The following is a 20,442-nucleotide window of genomic DNA, read 5'->3' as shown; positions in this document are numbered from 1 at the left end:
CACGGTCACGCCGCCGACGCCGCGGGCTCCCCGATGTGCCGGGCCGCGATGCGCCAGGCGGCGGTGACGGCCTCATGAGCCGCCGCGCTCGCCGGTGCGACCTCCTGCGGCAGCCGGACCGGAGCACCGACGTGCACGTGCAGCCTGGGGCGGCGGGCGGGTGCGGTGAGGAGTCCTGCGAACTGCTTGGCGCCGCTGCCGGAGGAGACCCGGCGGGCTCCCGCCTGCCCGACCGGGATCACCGGGGCCCCGGAGACCGCGGCGAGGCGTGCGGGTCCGCTGCGGAACGCCAGGGGTGCGGCCTCGGCGGCGTCCCTGCGCTGCGGGATGCGCCCCTCGCCGTAGATGAGCACATGACGGCCCGCGTCGAGTGCCGCAGCGGCGCCGTACAGCGCGTCGGCCGCCCGGGCCGTGCGCCGGTGCACGGGGATGTGGCCGTCGCGGTCCAGCAGATACCTCAGAAGGGGGATGCGCCACAGGCCGGCGGTGGCGAGGACGACGGGTTCGACGCCCATCCGGTGCAGTGCGGCCAGCACGATGCCGGGATCCGCGAGCGAGGTGTGGTTGGCGACCAGGATGCCGGGGCTCCGGAGGCCGGGCGGTTCGGCGGATGTCGTGAGGTGACCGAGCGACGGGACGACAGCGGCGGCTATACGGCTGAGCACGGTGCTCCTGCGGTTCGGCGGAACGGGGCGGTGCGGCGGCTGGGCATTCCCCATCCTCGGACCGGAGTTCGTGCCGAGCCTGAGCCTGCGCACTCAGCTCGGGCGGTGGTGCGGGGCCCCCGTACTCAGCCGCGGACCACGCCCTCGGAGCGGGCACGGGGGCCGGACACCGCGCCACCGGGTGGTGGCGCGTACGCAGGCTGCCTCCACGCCCACCCCGACGATGCGGCGCCCACCCCCGACCTGCGAGGCAGCCACCCGACCGGGCCCGGCACGTCCCGGCCGGGCGCCGCCGCCGACGGTCACCGCCGGAGGCCAGGTCCAGTCGCACGGGCTCGGTGACGGCCTGCGTCCTGGTGAACCCGTCACGTCAGGCACGAGGCGCGCCGAACCTCCGCCGCCACACGGCCCTGGCGCCGAACACGATCCCCACCAGCGCGACCACGACCGCCGCCCCGATGACCGCGATCACGGCTCCCACGACGACCATGACGCCGATGGCGATCGCCCAATTGTCCTCCTGCATCCCCAGCTCCCGACACTCGTCACCGCTCTTGCGCGCCTTCGCGACGGCCCCCGGCTTACGTAGACCCTCCTGGGGAGTGTTCAGTTCCCCCGTGGGCGCACAGCTCCGGCCCGTCGTTCAGCTCCTCTTCGAGAGGTGCGGAGGAAGCAGTCGGCGCCACCTGGCGGCGTCCGTCAAGCGCTGTCGGCCTCCACGGGAATCCACAGATCCGCGTCGGCCCGCGTCCCGTCCTCCGACAGGTTCACGCTCAGGATCTCCGGCCCCGGCCTGCTCCTGTACGGGTTCGACGGGAACCACTGCGTGTACACGTCGCGCCACAGGTACTGGAGTGCCTGAGGAAACGGGCCGGAGTTCTCGAAGACGGCCCAGGTGCCCGCCGGGACGACGAGTACCTCCATGTCGTCGGGCGCCTCGCGGGTCGTCACCACCCCGTGGTAATAGTCGAGTTCCGTTCCCTCCGCGCGGCTCGGGTCGAGCTGGTCGCTCACCCCGACGACCCCCGCCGGCTCCTGGTCGGACAGTGCCGCCATGCGCCCGAGCGTCTCCCGGCCGATCCCACGGATGAACTCGCCGATCGCCGGGTTGGCACCCTCGTGGACGAGGGGCACGCGGGCCTTCCTGCCGACCACGCGGAACTCCTCCTTGGCGACGATCCTGTATCGCATGCTGCTGTTCCCTTCGACGACGAGACGGAAGGACATCCGGGGCTGCGAGTGCAGCGCCGCACCCGTCCGCCGGGCCTCACCCGGACCCACGCCGTGCATGGCGCGGAACGCCCGGGCGAACGCCTCGCCGGAGCCGTAGCCGTAGCGCACGGCGACGTCCAGCAGGGTCCGCTCACCGGCGAGCACCTCGGCGCCCGCCACGGTCAGCCGCCTGCGGCGGATGTACTCCGACAGCGGGATGCCTGCCAGCGCCGAGAACAGCCGGCGCAGGTGGTATTCCGACGTCATGGCGATGCGCGCCAGGTCCGCGGCATCGATCGGCTCGTCCAGACGCGCCTCGATGTGCTCCATGGCCTGGTTGAGCCGCTCCAGCACCCCGGTCCCCTTCCCTTTTCGCCCACCACATTAGGAAGGCCCCGCCCTGCCGGACCCGACATCCCGTGCCCGGCTTTGCCGGGTCGGCACGTGAAAGGGCGGCACCGCCCGGCGGCAGACGGAATCCGCCCGACATCTTGACGTGCCCCTGCCTAGATGGCTTCATGGGAGCGCTCCCATGTCTCTGCTGATGCTCGAGTTTCCTCGCGTCCACCCTCTGGAGTCGCAGTGAGAACAGCAAGAAGTACGGTACGACCAAGCCCCGTCACCCTCCTGCTGAGAGGGCTGGCCGCCCTCCTCGGGCTCGTGGTCGTCGGTGCACTCGGCCCGGCCACCGCGCAGGCCGCGGACCGGGCCGAGAGGGCGGGCACCCTTGCGGCAGGCCTCCACATCAGCGACGGCCGCCTGGTCGAGGCCAACGGCAACGACTTCGTCATGCGCGGCGTCAACCACGCGCACGCCTGGTACCCGGGCGAGACCCAGTCGCTCGCCGACATCAAGGCGACGGGCGCCAACACCGTCCGCGTCGTGCTGTCCGACGGCTACCGCTGGAGCAAGAACAGCCCGGCCGACGTCGCCGCCGTCATCGCCCAGTGCAAGGCCAACCGGCTCATCTGCGTCCTTGAGGTGCACGACACCACCGGCTACGGCGAGGACGCCGCGGCCGGCACGCTCGACCACGCCGCCGACTACTGGATCGGCCTGAAGGACGTCCTCGCCGGCGAGGAGGACTACGTCGTCATCAACATCGGCAACGAGCCCTGGGGCAACACCGACCCCGCCGGCTGGACCGCCCCGACGACCGCCGCGATCAAGAAGCTGCGCAACGCCGGCTTCCAGCACACGATCATGGTGGACGCGCCCAACTGGGGCCAGGACTGGCAGGGCGTCATGCGGGCCAACGCCCGGTCCGTGTACGACGCCGACCCCACCGGCAACCTCATCTTCTCGATCCACATGTACAGCGTCTACAACACCGCGGAGAAGGTCACCGACTACCTCAACGCCTTCGTCGACGCCGGACTTCCCTTGCTGATCGGCGAGTTCGGCGGCCCGGCCGATCAGTACGGCGACCCGGACGAGGACACGATGATGGCCACCGCCGAGCGACTCCGGCTCGGCTACCTGGCCTGGTCCTGGAGCGGCAACACCGACCCGATCCTCGACCTGGTCATCGATTTCGACCCCGGCCGGCTCAGCTCCTGGGGTGAGCGGATCTTCCACGGCGTCAACGGCATCGCCCAGACCTCCGAGGAGGCGACCGTCTACGGAGGCGCAACGGGCGACACCGCGGCCCCGACCGCCCCCGGTACCCCGTCCGTCACCACCGTGACGGCCTCGTCGGCCACCCTCTCCTGGGCGGCCGCCACCGACAACGTCGGCGTCACCGGCTACGACGTCGTCCGCGTGGGCGGCACCGAGACCACGGTCGCCGCGTCCACCACCACATCCGCCACCGTGAAGGGCCTCACCGCCGACACGGCGTACACCTTCGCCGTCTACGCGCGGGACGCGGCCGGCAACCGCTCGGCCCGCTCGGCTCCGGTGAACGTCACCACCGCCAAGGGCGGCAGCACGCCCGGCGGGGCCTGCTCCGTCGGATACCGCGTCGTCGGCCAGTGGCCGGGCGGCTTCCAGGGCGAGATCACCCTCCGCAACACCGGCACGACCGCCGTCAGCGGCTGGAAGCTCGGCTTCGCCTTCGCCGACGGTCAGACGATCAGCAACATGTGGGGCGGGGTCGCCACCCAGAACGGCGCCACGGTGAGCGTCGCCCCGGCCTCGTACACGTCCACGATCCCGGCCGGCGGCACGGTGACCGTCGGCTTCACCGCCGCCAAGGGAGCCGCCAACACGGCCCCGACCGCCTTCACGCTCGGCGGAGCCGCCTGCGCGACCGCCTGATCCGCACCGTGCGGCGGGGGCGCGGGCGACCGCCCCCCGCCGCACGGCCGGACGACGGCCACCCGGACGGGCGGCCTGTCAGCGCGTGCCCGGGCGGTGGCCGTCCGGGCACGCCGGTGCGTCGTCCGGGGGAGAAAGAACGGTTCCGCACGCCACGGTCACGCGGCCGGTGGGCCTCATGGGCGGCCGTCAGGACACGAGCCAGTCCTGGTAACGGGTGGGGGCGATGACGGCGTCGTCACCGGCGATGATCGCGTCGCCCTCCACGGCCGCGAACATGCCGGCCTCCTCGTCCGTGATGACGGTGCGCTCGTCGCCCCGGGCCTTCAGTGTCATACGGCCCAGCTCGTCCAGGCGGAAGACGTCGGCGCCCGCGACGTCGCGCGTGCCGCGGAGGGGCTTGCCGACGGCCACGTCCACGACGGCCATGGCGACGTCGGCCGACGCCATGGGCTGCAGCGGTGTGGAAGGCAGCCGGACCGTGTGCTCGTCGGCCGTCCAGGACAGGACCGCGTCCATGAACTCGAAGAACTGGGTGGCGCGGACGATGGAGTACGGCACGGGGCCGGCCTTGAGGATGTCCTCCTGCAGCACCTTCGCCCGGTAGTAGTCGAGTGCGGGCACCCGCTCCGCGCCGACGATGGAGAGGATCACCGCATGGCCGACGCCCGCCTCTGCGGCGGCCGCCAGGAGGTTGTCCATCGTCGTCCAGAAGAAGGCGGGCGAGGCGTCGTCGAACGTGGGCGAGTTCGTCAGGTTGACGACCGTGTCCACCCCTTCGAGCGCCGGTGCGAGCCCCTCCCCGGTGAGGAGGTCGACGCCCGTGGACAGGGAGTGCGGCACCGCCTCGTGCCCCGCCGCGTGCAGGATGTCGACGACCTGCGAGCCGATCAGCCCCGTTCCACCGATCACTGCGATCTTCATGTCGTACCTCCGTCGAAGAGTGGGTTTGCACCCTTTCCTCACCGTACCCGGAATCCCGGATGTTTTCTATCCGAGATAGCCCGGCCAAGGCTCCGCCACCGCGTCACCGCGCACCACTTCCCGATGGCTGCCGGGAACCGCTCCGCATACTTATGCCGTCCTTACGCGCGAACGGCCGTACGCACCACGCGAGGTGCCGTGCGGGGCCACGTCACGCATTCGAGGAGCAGCATGAGCGTCCACGGCAGCACGCGCGCCCGGAACCGCGGCGCGGGGGGCTCCCGCAGCACGCGTACGGTCCTCCTGGACTGTGCGAAGGCCGGGCTGCTGCTCGCGCTCGTCCTGGGAGCCGGCACCGCGTGCAACGACTCCTCCTCGCCGGCCGGCGGCGACCAGAAGGCCAAGGAGTGGAAGACCGGCGACTGCGCCGGGCCGGACACGAGCAAGTCGAAGGACGGCTACCAGGCCCTCGACTGCGACGATCCCGAGGCGACGATCAAGGCCCTCCAGGTCAAGGACGGCGAGATCTTCGCCGGGGCCGTCGAGTGCCCCGCCGGTACGGACGAGATCATCTCGGTGAAGGTCTCCTACGGCGGCGACGCCGGTGCCGGGCTCCCCAGCAAGACGATCTGCGGCCGGAACCTGTCGGGTGACCACCCGGGCGACGCGGGCATGGGCGGCGGCCAGCTCGTGGTGGGCGACTGCGTCGACGACCAGGCGAAGGAAGTGGCCTGCGCGAGCGGCGGGAGCAAGGTGCTGGCCCTGGCCGAGAAGGTCGAGGAGTGCCCGGCGGAGGCCGACAACCCCATCGAGCTGTTCCCGAGCCCGGGCCGGCCGTACGACGCGATCTGTACCGCCAAGGCCTGACGACCCTTCACGGCCCGGCCGGACGGTCCTCCCACCCTGCGGCCGGACGGTCCGCCCCTGCGGCCGGACGGTCCGCCCACCCCGTGGGACACACCCGCCCGCACCCCGAGCGCGGGGGGATCGGCGAAGGGCCATCACGCGGAGGGCCCACCGGCCGAGGAGTCCCGGGCCGGTGACCCTCGGCATGATGGCGGCATGAGCACACACCCGACTCCCGTCGAAGCCCTCGTCGTTGTCGACGTCCAGTCCGCCTTCGTCACCGGCGACGGGGCCCTGCCCGCAGCCGCCCGGCTCCTGGACCGGACGACGGACCTGATCGCGCGGGCCCGGCAGGGCGGGGCCCTCGTCGTCCACGTCCAGAACGACGGCCCGGCCGGGTCGGACGACGAGCCCCACACCCCCGGCTGGGAACTCCACCACGCCGTCCAGGACGGCCCGCTGGAGACGGTGATCCGCAAGACACACGACGACAGCTTCGAAGGGACGGCGCTGGGCGGCCTGTTGACCGCCGCGGGCGTGCGGTCGATCGCCGTCTGCGGCCTGATGTCGGAGATGTGCGTCCAGGCGACGGCGCGTACGGCCCTGGCGCTCGGATACCGGGTCGTCCTGCCCCACGACGGCCACGCGACCCACGACATCCCGGCGGAGCCCGGCATCAGTGAGGCCGTCCCCGCCGCCACCGTCTCGCGCGTTGCCGCATGGCCTCTGAGCAGGGACGCGGACGTCACCACGGAGGCGGCCGACGTCTCCTTCACGGCACCGCCCGCCTGACGCGGTGACACCCCTCCGGGCATCCCGCCGGCGCACCGTGGGAACGAAAACTTTCGAAGCGTTGACCGAAATTTGTCGGAGGGACTAGCCTGCCGCCTGCGTCGCCGTCCGCAGGCGAGGACGCCGTCCACATACGTGGATCGATCCTGCTTCCCCCACCCACGCAGAGGGAGCACCACCGTGAACCGAAGAACATCGATATTCAGCCTGCTCGTCGCGGGTGCGCTCACCGCGGCCGTCGTCACCCCCGCACTGGGAGCCGGTGACGGCCACGGCCCGGGCGGTTCGGTCTCCCCGACGGAACGGAACGCCCACTGGGTGAGCACCTGGACGTCCATGCCACAGCTGACGGAACCGGGGAACATGCCCCCGGCGCCCTTCACGCGGGCCGACTCGGTGATGACGGACGCCACACTGCGGCAGACGGTGCACGTGTCGGCCGGTGGCGAGCACATCCGGCTGCGCTTCTCCAACGCGTTCGGCGGCGCGGTACTGCCGATCACGAAGGTCTCCGTCGCCCTGCCGCAGGACGGCAAGGCGGGTACCGGCGCGATCAGGGCGGGCACGACGCACCGGGTGACGTTCCAGGGCCGGCCGTCGGTGTCGGTACCGGCCGGTGCGCAGGCGGTCTCCGACCCCCTGGACTTCCGCCTCGCACCGGGCTCCAACCTCACCGCCACGGTCTATCTGGCCGCGGGCCAGGCATCCACCGCCATCACCTCGCACCCCGGCTCCCGTACGACCTCCTACCTGCGGGCCGGTGACCACGTCGGTGACGCGGACCTGCCCGGGGCGACCCCCACCGACCACTGGTACTTCCTCAGCGGCGTCGAGGTCTGGTCCAGGAGCACGACCTCGGCGGCGGTCGTCCTGGGTGACTCGCTGACCGACGGCCGGGGCTCCACCACGAACATGAACGACCGCTGGCCCGACCTGTTGCTCCAGCGCCTGAAGGACGAACCCGCCACCGCGGGCACCGCGTTGGTCAACCAGGCGGCAGGCGGCAACCGCCTGCTCAACGACGGCCTGGGCCCCAACGGCCTGGCACGCCTGGACCGTGACGTCCTGGCACAGAGCGGGGTGGACCGGCTGCTCGTCTTCGAGGGCATCAACGACATCGGCACGGCCGAAGCCTCCCCCGCCGCCCAGAAGCAGGTCGCGGCCGACGTCATCGCGGCGTACGAACAGATCATCACCCGGGCCCACACCCAGGGCATCCGCGTGTACGGGGCGACGCTCACCCCGTTCGGCGGCAACACCGGTTACGACGATCCGGACGGCCACCGCGAGGAGGCCCGGCAGACGGTCAACTCCTGGATCCGCACGAGCGGCCGCTTCGACAGCGTGCTCGACTTCGACAGGACCGCCCGCGACCCGCTCGCACCCCGTACCCTCCGTCCCTCGATGGACACCGGGGACCACCTCCACCTGAACCCGTCCGGCTACCGGGCACTGGCCGACGCGGTACCGGCCCGGCTGTTCCGCCAGGCGCCGCTCCCGCGCGGTTTCGGCTACAACTGACCGCCCGCGGCGCACGTCAGGGTCACGGATCCGCTCGGACCCCCCTGCCTGGGCGCCGTCCGGGACGCGTACGGCACCGTCGCCGCCGATGACGTCGTACGCGTCCCGGAACCACTCCTGCCTCTTGGCCGGAAGCCTCGGCGTACGCGCCGAAGTACCCGATCATGGGGCGACGGGCCCACGCCTCCCGGAAGGAGTGATTCGGTGGACTACGACGTCCTGGTCATCGGCGGTTCCGGCATCGACACGATCGTGCGGGTCGACGCCCTCGAGGTGCCCGACGGCGACTCCGTCGGAGTACCGCCCATCCATGACTACGTGGCCCACACGGGCAACGGCGTGGCACTGGGATTCCACGCGCTGGAGCGGCGGACGAAGTTCATCGACTACCTCGGGGACGACCATCTCGGCCGGCGGATCCTCGAACGCTACGCCTCGGTGGGCCTGGACTTCGATCATCTGACCGCGCCCGCGGGTACACCGCGCAGCGTCAACCTCGTCGACGCGGAGGGCCGCCGCTTCTCGTTCTACGACGGCCGGCATCCCGAGGACCTCCTCATGCCCGCCGCGTTCTACGGCCCCCACCTCGACCGCGCCCGTCACGTCCACGTGTCGCGTTCCGCCTTCACACGCGACGTCTTCGCCGAGGCCCACCGCCGTGGCGTGACCGTCTCGACGGACCTGCACGCGTGGGACGGGGCGGACCCGTCGGCCCACCCGTGGGCCTACGGGGCCGACTTCGTCTTCCTGAGCGCGGCCACGGTGAAGGACCGGGTGGGCGACGTGCTGCGGCAGATCCTGGCGCGGGGCCGGGCCCGGATCGTGGTGGCCACGGACGGCGCCAACGGGTGTTTCGTGCTGGAGCGGGAGAACTCCGGCGAGGTACGGCACTTCCCCGCCGTGCGGCCGGAGCTGCCCGTGATCGACAGCAACGGCGCGGGGGACGGGTTCCTCACCGCGTTCCTGCACACCCTGCTCGACGGTGGCGGCATCGAGCAGTGCGTACGCGCCGGGTCGGTCTCCGGCGCCTTCGCCTGCGGCCACCACGGGACCCATGAGGTCCAGATCGGGCGCGAGGAACTGGCGAAGGCCTGCGCCCGGGTGGGTGGTCAACCTGAGAAAGTGCTGCCATGACCTCTCTGCCCCGTTTCGCCCCCATGCTCGCGACCCCCGGCACCCTGCCGGCCCCGGCCGCCGACGACCAGTGGGCGTACGAGGTCAAGCAGGACGGCCAGCGGGCCGTGGTCTATCTGCCGGGCGACGGCTCCGTGGAGCTGCGCGCCCGGTCCGGGACGGACATCACGGCGGCCTACCCGGACCTCACGGCGCTCGGGGCGGCGCTCGGCGGCGTACCGGCGGTGCTGGACGGTGAGATCGTCGCGCTGGACGGTCAGGGGCGCAGTGACTTCGAGCGGCTCCAGTCCCGGATGGGCCTGTCCGGGTCTCCCGCGAAGGCCGCCCACATGGCGGAACGGGTCCCCGCCCACCTGGTCCTGTTCGACGCCCTGCACCTGCGGGGAGCGAGCTTGGTGCCGCTGCCCTACAGCGAGCGGCGGGCAGCCCTGGAAGCGCTCGGGCTCGACGGGCCGCGCTGGTCCACACCCGCGGTGGTCGTCGGCCACGGCGCGCAGGCCCTGGACATGACGCGGGAGGCCGGTCTTGAGGGCCTCGTCGCGAAGCGGCTGAGCTCCGTGTACGAGCCCGGGGTCCGGGCCCGTACGTGGATCAAGATCCGCCACGCCCGCACCGTCGACGTGATCGTCGGCGGCTGGGTGCCCGGCCGCGGGCGGCTGGGCGGTCTGCCCGGGGCCCTGCTGGTCGGTGAGCGCCATGAGGGCGGTCTGCGGTACGCGGGCAGCGTCGGCACGGGGTGGAGCGACGCCGAGCGCACCACGCTCGCCGAACTGCTCCGGGTCGCCGCGGTCGGCACGTGCCCGTTCGACGAGGTGCCCCAGGTCGCGGGCGCCCGGTGGGTGCTGCCGCGGCTGGTCGGCGAGGTGCGGTACGCGACCCGGACCAGGGCGGGGAAGCTGCGCCACCCCTCCTGGCACCGGTTGCGGCCCGATCTGGCGCCCGACGACCTCGGGTGACGCCGGAGAGGCTCCGGCACGAGACCGGCCGGGCGGTCTCGCCCGTGTGACCCCGCCGCGCCCCGCACGCCCCGCTCCGCAGGCCTCGCACGTTCACACCCATGGCTCGCCCCGCGTGCCTCGCTCCGCGCACGCGGGGACACCGCATCGAACGCCCCGGTGGCGCTCAGGACGCGGTCCGCTTCTTCGCCGCCGTCTTCTTGGCGGGCTGCTTCCTCCCCGCCGACTTCGCCGCCTTCCCCTCCGCCGCCTTCTCCTTCTGCGCCGGTGCGGCCTTCTTGCGGGTGCGGGGGCGGCGCGACTCCATCTCGTGCACGGTCGCGTGCTCGCCCTCCGGCTCCTCCCCTCGCGTCTCCCGGGCGGCCTTCACCGAGGCGTTCAGCGCTGCCATCAGGTCCATGACCTTGCCCGGCTCCTCCTCCTCGCCACCGCGCGTTTCCGGCCTCTCCTTGCCCTCCGACTTGGCGGCGATCAGTTCCTCCAGGGCCTCCCGGTAGCGGTCCCGGAAGCCGGAGATGTCGTCGAGGGCCATCGTCTCGGTGAGCTGGACCGCCCGGTCGATCTCGTCCTCGTCCAGCTCGACGTCCCGTGGCGCCAACGACTCGGGACTGCGGATCTCGTCGGGCCACCGCATGGAGTGCAGCACGATGGCGTCGTCCCGGACCCGCAGCAGGCCGAGCCGCTCCCGGTTGTGCCAGGCGAACTTCGCCACGGCCACCTTGTCGCTGCGTTCCAGCGCCCTGCGCAGCAGGGTGTACGGCTTCGCCGCCACCTGCCCGTCGACGGCCAGGTAGTAGCTGTCGCTGATCCGCACCGGGTCCACGGTATCGGCGTCGACGAACGCCACGATCTCGATCGCCTTCGCCGTCGGCAGCGGCATCCGGTCGAGCTCCTCGTCGGTGACCGGGACGGTCCGGTCCTTGGCGACCTCGTACCCCTTGCCGATCTCTTCCTGCGAGAGGACCTCGCCGTCGATCTCGCACACCTTTCGGGTACGGATCCGGCCCATGTCCTGCGCGTGGTACTGGTGGAACGAGAGGGAGTGGTCCTCGGTGGCGGACACCACCTTGATCGGGATCGTGACCAGCCCGAAGCTGATCGCTCCGGTCCACAAGGGCCGCGGCATGCATACCTCCAGACCCCCCTGGTGGCTGGGCCGGGAGACGGACCGGGGCACCCGGAAGGGAGAACCGACCCGAGAGGGTCAGGGCACGCCCGGGCCGCCGCCCGTACCACCGATACTCACGCGGCATCCCCGGACCCGCATGTGGATCACTGCGGCCCGCATGTGGATCACGGGCATGTCCACCGCCGGTCCGGTCCGGTCCGCGTCAGGTGCGGGGCAGGTCCAGCTCGCCGACGACCTGGTCCCCGCTCATCTCGCCGGTCCTGCGGAAGCCGAGCCGCAGATAGAACTCCTCCGGACCGTGCTCCCCCTGCCCCCAGGTCACCGTGACGCGGTCCTGTCCGCGCCGCAGGATCTCCTGGCAGACGGCCTCCACCGCGAAACGACCGTAGCCCCGGCCCTGTTCACCGGCGGCGACGGCCAGGCGCCAGAGCCCGGAGCGGGGCCGGTCCGCGGGGTTCGCGGGGTCGAACCGTACGTCGAAGAAGGCCATCACGAAGCCGACCAGCCGGTCGCCGTCGACGATCAGCCGCGGCCAGGCGGTTTCGGGCTGGACGTACGCCTCGGCCAGCGACCGGGCGACCGGGGCGACGAACCGTTCCTGCTCGGGCGCGACCGTGAGGCGACAGGCGTCGAGCACGTTCTCGGGCGTGACCTTCTCCAGGCGGGGCTGCGCTGTCATGGGGGCACAGTACGGGCGCTGCGGCGGCCGGACCATCGATTGACGCCCGCCCCGGCCGGTGCCCCACGGGCCGTGTCGCACAGGCCGTGTCGCACGGCAGGTGCCCCACGGCCCGGGCACCTGCCGGCCCGCCGGGTGGCGCGGTCACCAGGCGGCCGGGCCGCCCTCGTCGAAGAATCCGCCGGTCGGGCCGTCCGCGCCGATGGAAGCCAGGCGGACGATGACCTCCGCCCCCTCCTCGACGGTGTTGGTGCCCTGGTTGCCGTTGAGGTCGGTCGCCGTGTAACCGGGGTCGACGGCGTTGAACCTGATGTGCGGGTAGGCCTTGGCGTACTGCGAGGTCACCATGACCAGGGCGGTCTTGGAGGAGTTGTAGTCGAGTGCGGCCACCTGGAACTCGATCCGCTCGGGGTCGGTGGTCGCCGCGATCGAGCCGAGACCGCTGCCGACGTTGACGACGACCGACGCGTCACCGACCTCCAGCAGCGGCAGGAAGGCGCGGGTGACCCGGACGGCCCCGAAGACGTTCGTGTCGAACGTGCCCAGCATGTCGTCCCCGGGTCACCTCCCCGACCGGCTTGCGCACGCCGACGATCCCGGCGTTGTTGACCAGGACGTCCAGGCGGCCCGCCTCCTCGCGCACGGATGCGGCGGCTGCCTCGACGGACTTCTCGTCGGTGATGTCGATCGGCACGAAGCGGGCACCGAGGCGCGCCGCCGCCTCCTGCCCGCGCCGGGCGTCGCGGGCCCCGACGTACACGGTGTGCCCGGCCTCCACGAGGCGCCGCGCGGTCTCGAAACCGAGGCCCTTGTTCGCTCCGGTGATGAGTGTGATGGTCATGTGTCCGCTCCGGGGATCGGTCGGTGAGTGGGTCATGCCCCACCGTCCTCGCATCACCGGCGCGCAGGCAGTACCTTCCCCAGCCGGTGGACCGGCAGTACCAGGCTGTCCGGGAGCGGTCCCCGGATACTGGAACGGTGAGCGAAACCAAGGACTCGAAGGAACTGGGCAGCGCGCTGCACGGCTGGCGCGACCGGCTCTCCCCCGCCACCGTCGGACTGCCCACCGCAGGGGTGCGCCGGGCCGCCGGGCTCCGCCGCGAGGAACTGGCCCAGCTCGCCAGCCTGTCGGTCGACTACATCACCCGCCTCGAACAGGGCAGAGCCACCTCTCCCTCCCCGCAGGTCCTGTCCTCACTGGCCCGCGCCCTGCGCCTGTCGGACGCCGAACGCGAGCACCTGTACGTCCTCGCCGGGCAGCCCGTCCCCGGCCCCGGCCAGATCCCCGTCCACGTCCCGCCCGGGCTGCGCCGCCTGCTCGACCAGCTGGGCGGCGCCCCGCTGAGCGTCCACGACGCCGCGTGGAACCTGATCGAGTGGAACCGCCCGTGGGCGGCCCTGTTCGGGGATCCGTCCGGCCTTCGGGGGCGTGAACGCAACCTCATCTGGCGCCACTTCGCCGGCCTGCCCGGCCGGGTCAGGCAGACCCCCGAGCAGGAGTCCCACTTCGAGGCGGCCATGGTCGGAGACCTCCGAACGGCCACCGCCCGCTACCCCTCCGACGCGGGACTGCGCACCCTGGTCAGGGAGTTGCGCGAGAGCCGGCCCGCGTTCGCCTCCCTGTGGGACTCGGGCATCGTGGGTGTCCACGTGTCGGGCACCAAGACCGTCCACCACCCCGATGTCGGCACCCTCGCCCTCGACTGCGACGTGCTGGTCGCCGCCGGCAGCGACCTGCGTGTCGTCGCCTACACGGCGGTCCCGGGCAGCGAGAGCGCCGACCGGCTGGGACTCCTCGACGTCATCGGCATCCAGGCCATGTCGGCGGCCGGCCCCACGGCATAGGACCGCTCCCGGTCCACGGCCGCCCGTGCGTCCGTGCGCTCGTGCGCTCGTGCGCCCGTGCGCTCGTGCGCCCGTGCGCACATAGCTTTTCCACGGATTCACGCTTCCGCTTCCTTCACCGGCCGTCGCCGCCGAGCCGTCCCCCCACTGCGGGCATCGGCCCCTCAGCGGCACAGGAGCCGCCCCCATCCACTGCGGGGACCCCGGTTACGGATCGCACCTCGACCGGCACGGCGACGGAGTCGCCTGCGCGTAGCCCCGCACCCCCTCCCGGCGCGTCAGCAGCCGCCTCCGGCCACCGTCCGGAGGCGGCTGCTGTTTTTCAAGCTGCTTCAAACAGGCTATAAATGAGCAACTTCGAGCATCATCCGCCTGGATTCATGCAGCCTGTACCTGCGAGGGAAGCCCATGCCGCTCATATCCACCGGTGACATCACGCACGAGGCACGGACGAAAGCGAGGGGCGTCGGGGCCTTCAACGTCGTGCAGATCGAACACGCGCAGGCCATCGTCGCCGGGGCGGAGGCGGCCGGACTGCCGGTGATCCTGCAGATCAGCGAGAACACCACCCGCTACCACGGCTCCCTCGAACCGATCGGGCTCGCCTCACTCGCCGTCGCACGGGCGGCCCGAGTCCCGGTGGCCGTGCACCTCGACCACGCCGAGTCGCCCGCCCTGGTCGACGAGGCCGTCCGGCTCGGATTCACGTCCGTCATGTTCGACGCGTCCACGCTCCCGTACGACGACAACGTCGCCGCGACCCGTGCGATCACCGAGCACTGCCACGGCCACGGTGTGTGGGTGGAGGCGGAGCTCGGCGAGGTCGGCGGCAAGGACGGGGCGCACGCCCCCGGCGTGCGGACCGATCCGGACGAGGCACGCGCGTTCGTCGAGGCCACGGCCGTCGACGCCCTCGCCGTGGCGGTCGGCAGCTCGCACGCCATGCTGACCCGCGACGCCGTCCTCGACTTCGCCCTCATCTCCCGGCTGCGCCACGCGGTGGGCGTCCCGCTCGTCCTGCACGGTTCCTCGGGCGTCGGGGACACCGGCCTGGCCGACGCCGTCGGCGCGGGGATGACGAAGGTGAACATCTCCACGCACCTGAACAAGCTGTTCACCCGGGCCGTCCGCACCTACCTCGACGCCCATGCCCAGGCGGCCGACCCCCGCACCTACCTCGGCCCGGCCCGCGACGCCGTCGCCGCCGAGGTGACGCGCCTGCTGCACGTACTGGCCCGCACCGGGGACGACCGGGCGCGATAAGGTCGGCGGCGGCGAGCGCAAGGAGGACCAGGTGGCGGCACACACGCGATGGACCCGGCTGCTGGAGATCCTCAGCGACCAGGGCCATCTCGACGTACTCGACGCCGCCGAGCGGCTGGGCTGTTCCCCCGCCACGGTCCGCCGCGACCTGGACGAGCTCGCCCGGCAGAACCTGCTGACCCGCACCCGGGGCGGTGCGGTGGTGAGCACCGTCGCCTACGACCTGCCGCTGCGCTACAAGGCGGCCCGCAAGGCCGATGAGAAACAGCGCATCGCGAAGGCCGCGGCCGAACTGATCCCCTCGGGTTCGACCGTCGGCATCAACGGCGGTACGACGACCTCCGAGGTGGCCAGGGAGCTCGCCGTGCGGCCCGAGCCGGCCGGCGGGGGCGGGGGAACCGCGCTGACCGTCGTGACGAACGCGATCAACATCGCCAACGAGCTCGCGGTCCGCCCCCACGTGAAGATCGTCGTCACCGGCGGCGTGGCCCGCCCCAACTCCTACGAACTCGTCGGCCCGCTCGTGGACTCCGTCCTGCGGACCCTCGCCCTGGACTACACGATCCTGGGCGTGGACGCCGTGCACCCCCGCTTCGGGGCGGCGACGCACGACGAGTCCGAGGCCGGGGCGAACCGGGCGCTCGCCGAGTGTGCCCACACGGTCGTCGTGGTGGCCGACTCCGCGAAGCTGGGGCGCCGTGCCTTCGCCCAGGTCTGCGAGACGAGCGCCGTGTCGATCCTCGTCACGGACCAGGACGCCCCCGCGGACGTCGTCGAGGAATTCACCGCCCTGGGGATCGACGTACGGCTCGTGTGACGTCTCGTACGACGTCCCGTCAGCGGTGGTCCTCCGGGCGTCAGCGCTGGTCCTCCGGGCGGCCCTGCGTCCGGACGTCGGCAAGGAGCGCGGCGGGCATCGCGGGACGCAGGCCGTCACGGAAGAAGAGGGGAGCCCTCTCGTCGCGTGGCCCGGACTCCGCTGCCCCGGCAGGTCAGCCCGTCACGAGGTTCTGCAGCGCGGGAGCGCACAGGTCCGCGAGGTGTTCGGGCGTGGCGAGGGACCCCGCGCCCTCGCGGTGGAGGCTGAGGGTGGCTCCGAGGCCGATGAGCTGGCCGGCGATCAGTTCGGCACGCAGGGCGGGCTCGGGACCGGGGAGGAGAGCCGCGAGGCGCACGGTGACCTGTTCGTGGAACCGGTCACGGAGCAGGGAGCGTTCGTCGTGGTTCCCCAGGGAGAAGACGACGCGCAGCAACGGGTCGCCCTGCTGTTCCCTGCGGTGGCGCACGAGGGCGAGCACCATGTGGCGGCCGAGCCCGTCGAGCGGGGCGCCGAAGAGCTCATCGGCCGCCGGACCGAAGTCGGCGACCGTGTTGAAGAGTTCCTCCTTGCGCCCGAAGTGCTTCACCACGAGGGCCGCGCTCACCCCGGCGTCGGCGGCGATCCCGCGGATGGTCACCTCCGCGTACGGGCGCTGCGTGAACGCCCGGCGGGCGGCACGCAGGATCGCGTCCCTGCCCGTGGTCGCCTCCGCCGGGCTCGGTACTGCGGCACCTCGGGCGGTCATGCACCCTCCTGGATCGGCACCGTCCGCTCACGGCCGCTGCTCCTGCGCTTCTTCCTGCCGACCGTACCCGCCTCCGCGCCCGGGCCGGTGTCCGCGCCCGTGCCCGCGTGGTTGCCCGGCAGGCACAGCGTCACCGCGAGGGCCAGCAGCGCCGCGCCCGAGGCGATCAGGAAGACCAGCCGGTAGGCCTGGAGCGTCGGCGCCGTGCTGCCCGCCGCCACGAAGGTCATGTTCGCCAGCACGGCCGCCACCGCGGCGCTGCAGAACGCCTGGCCGATCGAGCGCATGAGGGTGTTCAGGCCGTTCGCGGCGCCCGTCTCGCCGATCTGGACGCCGCGCATCACCAGCGCGGGGAGCGCGGAGTACGCGATCGCCGTACCCGCCGCGACGACCGTGGCGCCTGCGATGATCATCCAGAGGCTGTGACTCGTGAAGTACCGCACCACATAGCCCACGGCGATGATCCCGGCGGCGAGCGCCAGGCTCGTCCTGGGCCCGTGCTGTGCGGAGATCCTGGCCGAGACGGGCGAGAGGGCCACCATCGCCAGTCCGCCGGGGAGCAGGCACAGCCCGCTGACGACGAGCGAGGCGCCGAGCCCGTAACCGGTGGCCTTCGGCTCCTGCACCATCTGGGCGGTGACCAGGGAGTTGGCGTAGAAGGCGAAGCCGATCAGGAGCGCCGCGACGTTCGTCAGGAGCACCTGGGGCCGGGCGGACACGCGCAGGTCGACCATGGGGGTGCGCACCCGGAGCTCGTACGCGCCCCAGAGCAGCGCGACGGCGACCGAGGCGGCGAGCAGGCCGAGGGTGCGCGCCGATGTCCAGCCCCAGCCGCCGCCCTGGGTGACGGCCAGCAGCAGGCAGACCAGCGCGGCGGTGAGGCCGAGGGCGCCGAGCGCGTCGAACCGGCCGCCGGAGCGCAGCGGTGACTCCGGTACGCAACGGAGCACCAGGACGATGTCGAGGAGGCCGATGGCGCCGGAGACCCAGAACATGGTGTGCCATTCGAAGTTCTCGATGACGAGGGCCGCCACGGGCAGTCCCACCGCTGCGCCGATGCCCAGCGTGGAGCTCATCAGCGCCACCGCGGACAGGACCCGCTCGGGGGCAGTTCGTCGCGCAGGATGCTGATGCCCAGCGGCACCACGGCGATCGCCGCTCCCTGCAGGGCGCGGCCGGCGATCAGTACGCCGATGTGCGAGCTGACGGCGCAGAGCACCGAGCCCACGACGAGGACGCCCAGGGATATGAGGAGCACACGCCGCTTGCCGTACATGTCGCCGATCCGTCCGAGGACGGGGGTGAAGACCGCTCCGGTGAGCAGGGTGACGGTGACCAGCCAACTGGCGGCGGCGGGGGTGGCCCCGGTGAGTTCCGGGATGTGCGGGAGGAGGGGGACGACGATCGTCTGCATGACCGCGACCACGACGCCGCAGAAGGCCAGGACGCCGACGGCGAGACGCGGGTGGCTCGGAGCTGCGGCCGGTGCGGTCATCTGGTCTCCGTACGGGCGGGAGGGGAAGGGGTGTACGTACGTTCACCCCCAGGGTAAACGTACGTACACCCCCCGGGAACCGGGGGGCCGGGCCGGCGCGTTAGCCTCGGATTCCCGACCGGCAACAAAACGAGCGAAGGTGGCGGTTATGGCGAAGGTCCCGGCAGCGGCGGTGGCGGCGAGCGGACTCGTCGGCGGGTACGCGATCGCGCGGTGGACGAAGAAGCGCCCGTTGGGCGGGGTCGCCCTGGCCGCGGCCGGCTCGGTGGCCGCCTACGAGTGGAACCGGCAGGCGGGAGCGCGCGCGGCCGCCGGACTGGGCGCCGCCTACGTGGCCGCGTTCGCGGGCTCGCACCCGCTCGCCAAGAAGATCGGTGCCTGGCCCGCGGTCTTCGCCGTGGCCGGCGGCATGGCCGCGGCCTCCTGGGCTGTCACCCGCCGCAGCGCCTGAGGCCCCGTCGCCGCAACCGGGGATCCCCCGCGGCGCCACGAAAACGCACGGCCTCCGGGAATCCCCGGCAGCGCCACGAAAACGCACCGCCTCCGGGGATTCCCCGCACCGCCACGAGGACGCACCGCCCCCGGGATGGCGGAGGCCGGGGGTGAGGAAGGGCCGCGTCCGGGAAAGTCCGTGCCGGGGGATTGAACACGGGCGCCGCCGGGTGCGTACTGAACAGCAACTCCCCCGCGTGACCCGGGGGCGCACCCGTACGACAGGACGGGCGCGCCCCCGGCGCGCTCCCTGTGAGCCTCTACGCCCCCAGCGCCCGCGAGGCCGAATAGATCACCAGACCGGCCAGCGCCCCCACCACCGTGCCGTTGATCCGGATGAACTGCAGGTCACGGCCGATGTGCGCCTCGATCTTCCTCGACGTCTGATCCGCGTCCCAGCCGGCGACCGTATCGCTGATCAGTGACGTGATCTCCGCCCGGTACGTCGTGACGACGTACACCGCCGCGTCCTCCAGCCAGCCCTCCAGCTTGGCCTGCAGCCGCTCGTCCGTCGACAGCCTGGAGCCCAGCGACAGCAGCGAGGCCCTGGCACGCAGCCGCAGCTCGCTCCGCTCGTCCTCGGCCGCCGCGATGATCATCGAACGGACGGAGGACCATGCCGAGGCGATGACGTCCTGCACCTCCCCGCGGCCGAGGATCTCCGACTTGAGCCGCTCCACCCGGGCCCGGGTGTCCGCGTCCGTCCGGAGGTCCGCCGCGAAGTCGGTCAGGAACGTGTCGATCGAGTCACGCGCCGGATGGCCCGGCATGTCGCGCATCTCCGTGACGAAGCGCAGCAGTTCCTTGTAGACCCGCTCCCCCACCCGCTTGTCGACGAAGCGCGGCGTCCAGCCCGGCGCCCCGCCCTGCACGGCGTCCATGACGGAGCCCTCGTGCTCGACCAGCCAGTCGTGGGCGCGTACGCAGACCAGGTCGACGACCCTGCGGTGGCCACCGTCCGCGACGATCCTCTCCAGCATCTTCCCCAGGCCCGGGCCGACTTCCACGGCGTCCGCCCGCCGGGTGATCGCCTCACCCACCACCGCCTGCACGTCGGAGTCCCGCAGCACGGTCAGCGCGCCGCGCAGCGCGGTGGCCAGCTCGTCGGTGACCCGGTCCGCGTGTTCCGGCTCGGACAGCCAGGCCCCCAGCCGCGCGCCGACCCCCAATGCGTGAATCCGGCCACGAACGACGTCCCCGGAGAGAAAATTCTCGCCCACGAAGGAACCGAGGGAGGCCCCGAGCTGATCCTTCTTGGTGGGGATGATGGCGGTGTGGGGGATGGGAAGACCGAGCGGGCGGCGGAAGAGCGCCGTGACCGCGAACCAGTCGGCCAGCGCACCCACCATTCCCGCCTCGGCGGCCGCGGCGACGTAGCCCGGCCAGCCGCCCCCACCCTCGTTCCTCGCCCAGGTGGCGAGGACGTACACGAGCGCGACGAGCAGGAGCAGAGCGGTGGCGGTGGTCTTCATCCGGCGCACCCCCCGCCGTTTCTCCTCGTCGGCGGCGGTGTACGCGAACCCGCCGAGCGACGCCCCCGCCGATCGCCCGGCGGCTCCGGCCGGCTCCGGACCCTGCTCCGTGTGCTGTTCCATCCGCTCCACCCGTCCGCGTACGCGTCACTCCGTGCCGTACGCATTGTCCCTACCTCACCTACTCCCGGGC

The 20,442-nt window shown here is 72.3% G+C and carries 18 protein-coding genes and 3 pseudogenes; 11 read left to right on the top strand and 10 right to left on the bottom strand.

All coding sequences use genetic code 11. The features are described 5' to 3' along the window. Positions 1-5: 5 nt before the first annotated feature. From QFZ58_RS23410 to QFZ58_RS23400, 3 genes are all read right to left on the bottom strand, one after another. Positions 6-665 carry a lysophospholipid acyltransferase family protein gene (locus QFZ58_RS23410; protein WP_307126863.1) on the bottom strand — a complete coding sequence of 220 codons (660 nt, stop codon included), beginning with the start codon at positions 663-665 and terminating at the stop codon, positions 6-8. Between the two features lie 370 nt (positions 666-1,035). Next, complete coding sequence (locus QFZ58_RS23405) at positions 1,036-1,191, bottom strand: hypothetical protein (protein ID WP_307126862.1); 156 nt, start codon at positions 1,189-1,191, stop codon at positions 1,036-1,038. A 173-nt stretch (positions 1,192-1,364) separates the two neighbouring features. After that, the gene (locus QFZ58_RS23400; RefSeq protein ID WP_307126861.1) at positions 1,365-2,231 is read right to left on the bottom strand and encodes an AraC family transcriptional regulator; all 867 of its coding nucleotides are present in this window, start codon (positions 2,229-2,231) and stop codon (positions 1,365-1,367) included. A gap of 228 nt (positions 2,232-2,459) precedes the next feature. On the opposite strand from QFZ58_RS23400, the gene QFZ58_RS23395 reads away from it, so the two are divergent. After that, positions 2,460-4,136: a cellulase family glycosylhydrolase gene (locus QFZ58_RS23395; RefSeq protein ID WP_307126860.1), complete on the top strand. Its 1,677-nt coding sequence runs from the start codon at positions 2,460-2,462 to the stop codon at positions 4,134-4,136. A 189-nt stretch (positions 4,137-4,325) separates the two neighbouring features. On the opposite strand, the gene QFZ58_RS23390 is transcribed toward QFZ58_RS23395, so the two are convergent. Further along, a complete protein-coding gene (locus QFZ58_RS23390) occupies positions 4,326-5,060 on the bottom strand; it encodes an SDR family oxidoreductase (RefSeq protein WP_307126859.1) in 735 nt (244 codons plus the stop codon). 231 nt (positions 5,061-5,291) lie between these two features. Between QFZ58_RS23390 and QFZ58_RS23385 the strand changes: the two genes are divergently transcribed. The 5 genes from QFZ58_RS23385 (at position 5,292) to ligD (ending at position 10,309) form a co-directional block, all read left to right on the top strand. Beyond that, a complete protein-coding gene (locus QFZ58_RS23385) occupies positions 5,292-5,927 on the top strand; it encodes a hypothetical protein (protein WP_307126858.1) in 636 nt (211 codons plus the stop codon). Between the two features lie 195 nt (positions 5,928-6,122). Next, positions 6,123-6,698: a cysteine hydrolase family protein gene (locus QFZ58_RS23380; protein WP_307126857.1), complete on the top strand. Its 576-nt coding sequence runs from the start codon at positions 6,123-6,125 to the stop codon at positions 6,696-6,698. 180 nt (positions 6,699-6,878) lie between these two features. Then, complete coding sequence (locus tag QFZ58_RS23375; protein WP_307126856.1) at positions 6,879-8,219, top strand: SGNH/GDSL hydrolase family protein; 1,341 nt, start codon at positions 6,879-6,881, stop codon at positions 8,217-8,219. 204 nt (positions 8,220-8,423) lie between these two features. Next, positions 8,424-9,353 carry a carbohydrate kinase family protein gene (locus tag QFZ58_RS23370; protein WP_307126855.1) on the top strand — a complete coding sequence of 310 codons (930 nt, stop codon included), beginning with the start codon at positions 8,424-8,426 and terminating at the stop codon, positions 9,351-9,353. Next, positions 9,350-10,309, top strand: coding sequence for a non-homologous end-joining DNA ligase (ligD, locus tag QFZ58_RS23365; protein WP_307126854.1), 960 nt, complete (start codon positions 9,350-9,352; stop codon positions 10,307-10,309). Before QFZ58_RS23370 ends, ligD begins: the two co-directional genes overlap by 4 nt. A gap of 166 nt (positions 10,310-10,475) precedes the next feature. Here ligD and QFZ58_RS23360 read toward each other — a convergent pair whose 3' ends face one another. From QFZ58_RS23360 to QFZ58_RS23350, 3 genes and pseudogenes are all read right to left on the bottom strand, one after another. Further along, the gene (locus QFZ58_RS23360; RefSeq protein ID WP_307126853.1) at positions 10,476-11,435 is read right to left on the bottom strand and encodes a Ku protein; all 960 of its coding nucleotides are present in this window, start codon (positions 11,433-11,435) and stop codon (positions 10,476-10,478) included. A 205-nt stretch (positions 11,436-11,640) separates the two neighbouring features. Next, positions 11,641-12,117, bottom strand: a complete 477-nt coding sequence (locus QFZ58_RS23355; RefSeq protein WP_307126852.1) for a GNAT family N-acetyltransferase — start codon at positions 12,115-12,117, stop codon at positions 11,641-11,643. A gap of 144 nt (positions 12,118-12,261) precedes the next feature. Beyond that, positions 12,262-12,958, bottom strand: a pseudogene (locus QFZ58_RS23350) (SDR family NAD(P)-dependent oxidoreductase). A gap of 137 nt (positions 12,959-13,095) precedes the next feature. Between QFZ58_RS23350 and QFZ58_RS23345 the strand changes: the two are divergent. From QFZ58_RS23345 to QFZ58_RS23330, 4 genes and pseudogenes are all read left to right on the top strand, one after another. Then, positions 13,096-13,962, top strand: coding sequence for a helix-turn-helix transcriptional regulator (locus tag QFZ58_RS23345; RefSeq protein ID WP_307126851.1), 867 nt, complete (start codon positions 13,096-13,098; stop codon positions 13,960-13,962). A 184-nt stretch (positions 13,963-14,146) separates the two neighbouring features. After that, a pseudogene (locus QFZ58_RS23340) lies at positions 14,147-14,218 on the top strand (excalibur calcium-binding domain-containing protein); the annotation flags it as partial. 152 nt (positions 14,219-14,370) lie between these two features. Further along, the gene (locus QFZ58_RS23335; RefSeq protein ID WP_307126850.1) at positions 14,371-15,225 is read left to right on the top strand and encodes a class II fructose-bisphosphate aldolase; all 855 of its coding nucleotides are present in this window, start codon (positions 14,371-14,373) and stop codon (positions 15,223-15,225) included. Between the two features lie 31 nt (positions 15,226-15,256). Then, the gene (locus tag QFZ58_RS23330) at positions 15,257-16,042 is read left to right on the top strand and encodes a DeoR/GlpR family DNA-binding transcription regulator (protein WP_307126849.1); all 786 of its coding nucleotides are present in this window, start codon (positions 15,257-15,259) and stop codon (positions 16,040-16,042) included. A 175-nt stretch (positions 16,043-16,217) separates the two neighbouring features. Here the strand turns inward: QFZ58_RS23330 and QFZ58_RS23325 are convergent, their stop codons facing one another. Next, complete coding sequence (locus QFZ58_RS23325) at positions 16,218-16,790, bottom strand: TetR/AcrR family transcriptional regulator (protein WP_307126848.1); 573 nt, start codon at positions 16,788-16,790, stop codon at positions 16,218-16,220. Beyond that, positions 16,787-18,204: pseudogene (locus QFZ58_RS23320) on the bottom strand (MFS transporter). Before QFZ58_RS23320 ends, QFZ58_RS23325 begins: the two are co-directional and overlap by 4 nt. Before the next feature lie 229 nt (positions 18,205-18,433). On the opposite strand from QFZ58_RS23320, the gene QFZ58_RS23315 reads away from it, so the two are divergent. Further along, positions 18,434-18,736, top strand: a complete 303-nt coding sequence (locus QFZ58_RS23315) for a hypothetical protein (protein WP_307126847.1) — start codon at positions 18,434-18,436, stop codon at positions 18,734-18,736. A gap of 301 nt (positions 18,737-19,037) precedes the next feature. Here QFZ58_RS23315 and QFZ58_RS23310 read toward each other — a convergent pair whose 3' ends face one another. Next, positions 19,038-20,372, bottom strand: a complete 1,335-nt coding sequence (locus QFZ58_RS23310) for a DUF445 domain-containing protein (RefSeq protein WP_307126846.1) — start codon at positions 20,370-20,372, stop codon at positions 19,038-19,040. Between the last annotated feature and the right edge of the window lie 70 nt (positions 20,373-20,442).

The organism is Streptomyces sp. B1I3 (genome assembly GCF_030816615.1).
Lineage (GTDB): Bacteria > Actinomycetota > Actinomycetes > Streptomycetales > Streptomycetaceae > Streptomyces.
This window is presented reverse-complemented; position numbering and strand designations above follow the sequence as displayed.

Coding starts and splice junctions, on each gene's coding strand:
- QFZ58_RS23405 (WP_307126862.1), bottom strand. CDS start 1,191: ATGCAGGAGGACAATTGGGCGATCGCCATCGGCGTCATGGTCGTCGTG.
- QFZ58_RS23390 (WP_307126859.1), bottom strand. CDS start 5,060: ATGAAGATCGCAGTGATCGGTGGAACGGGGCTGATCGGCTCGCAGGTC.
- QFZ58_RS23385 (WP_307126858.1), top strand. CDS start 5,292: ATGAGCGTCCACGGCAGCACGCGCGCCCGGAACCGCGGCGCGGGGGGC.
- QFZ58_RS23380 (WP_307126857.1), top strand. CDS start 6,123: ATGAGCACACACCCGACTCCCGTCGAAGCCCTCGTCGTTGTCGACGTC.
- ligD (WP_307126854.1), top strand. CDS start 9,350: ATGACCTCTCTGCCCCGTTTCGCCCCCATGCTCGCGACCCCCGGCACC.
- QFZ58_RS23360 (WP_307126853.1), bottom strand. CDS start 11,435: ATGCCGCGGCCCTTGTGGACCGGAGCGATCAGCTTCGGGCTGGTCACG.
- QFZ58_RS23355 (WP_307126852.1), bottom strand. CDS start 12,117: ATGACAGCGCAGCCCCGCCTGGAGAAGGTCACGCCCGAGAACGTGCTC.
- QFZ58_RS23335 (WP_307126850.1), top strand. CDS start 14,371: ATGCCGCTCATATCCACCGGTGACATCACGCACGAGGCACGGACGAAA.
- QFZ58_RS23325 (WP_307126848.1), bottom strand. CDS start 16,790: ATGACCGCCCGAGGTGCCGCAGTACCGAGCCCGGCGGAGGCGACCACG.
- QFZ58_RS23315 (WP_307126847.1), top strand. CDS start 18,434: ATGGCGAAGGTCCCGGCAGCGGCGGTGGCGGCGAGCGGACTCGTCGGC.
- QFZ58_RS23310 (WP_307126846.1), bottom strand. CDS start 20,372: ATGGAACAGCACACGGAGCAGGGTCCGGAGCCGGCCGGAGCCGCCGGG.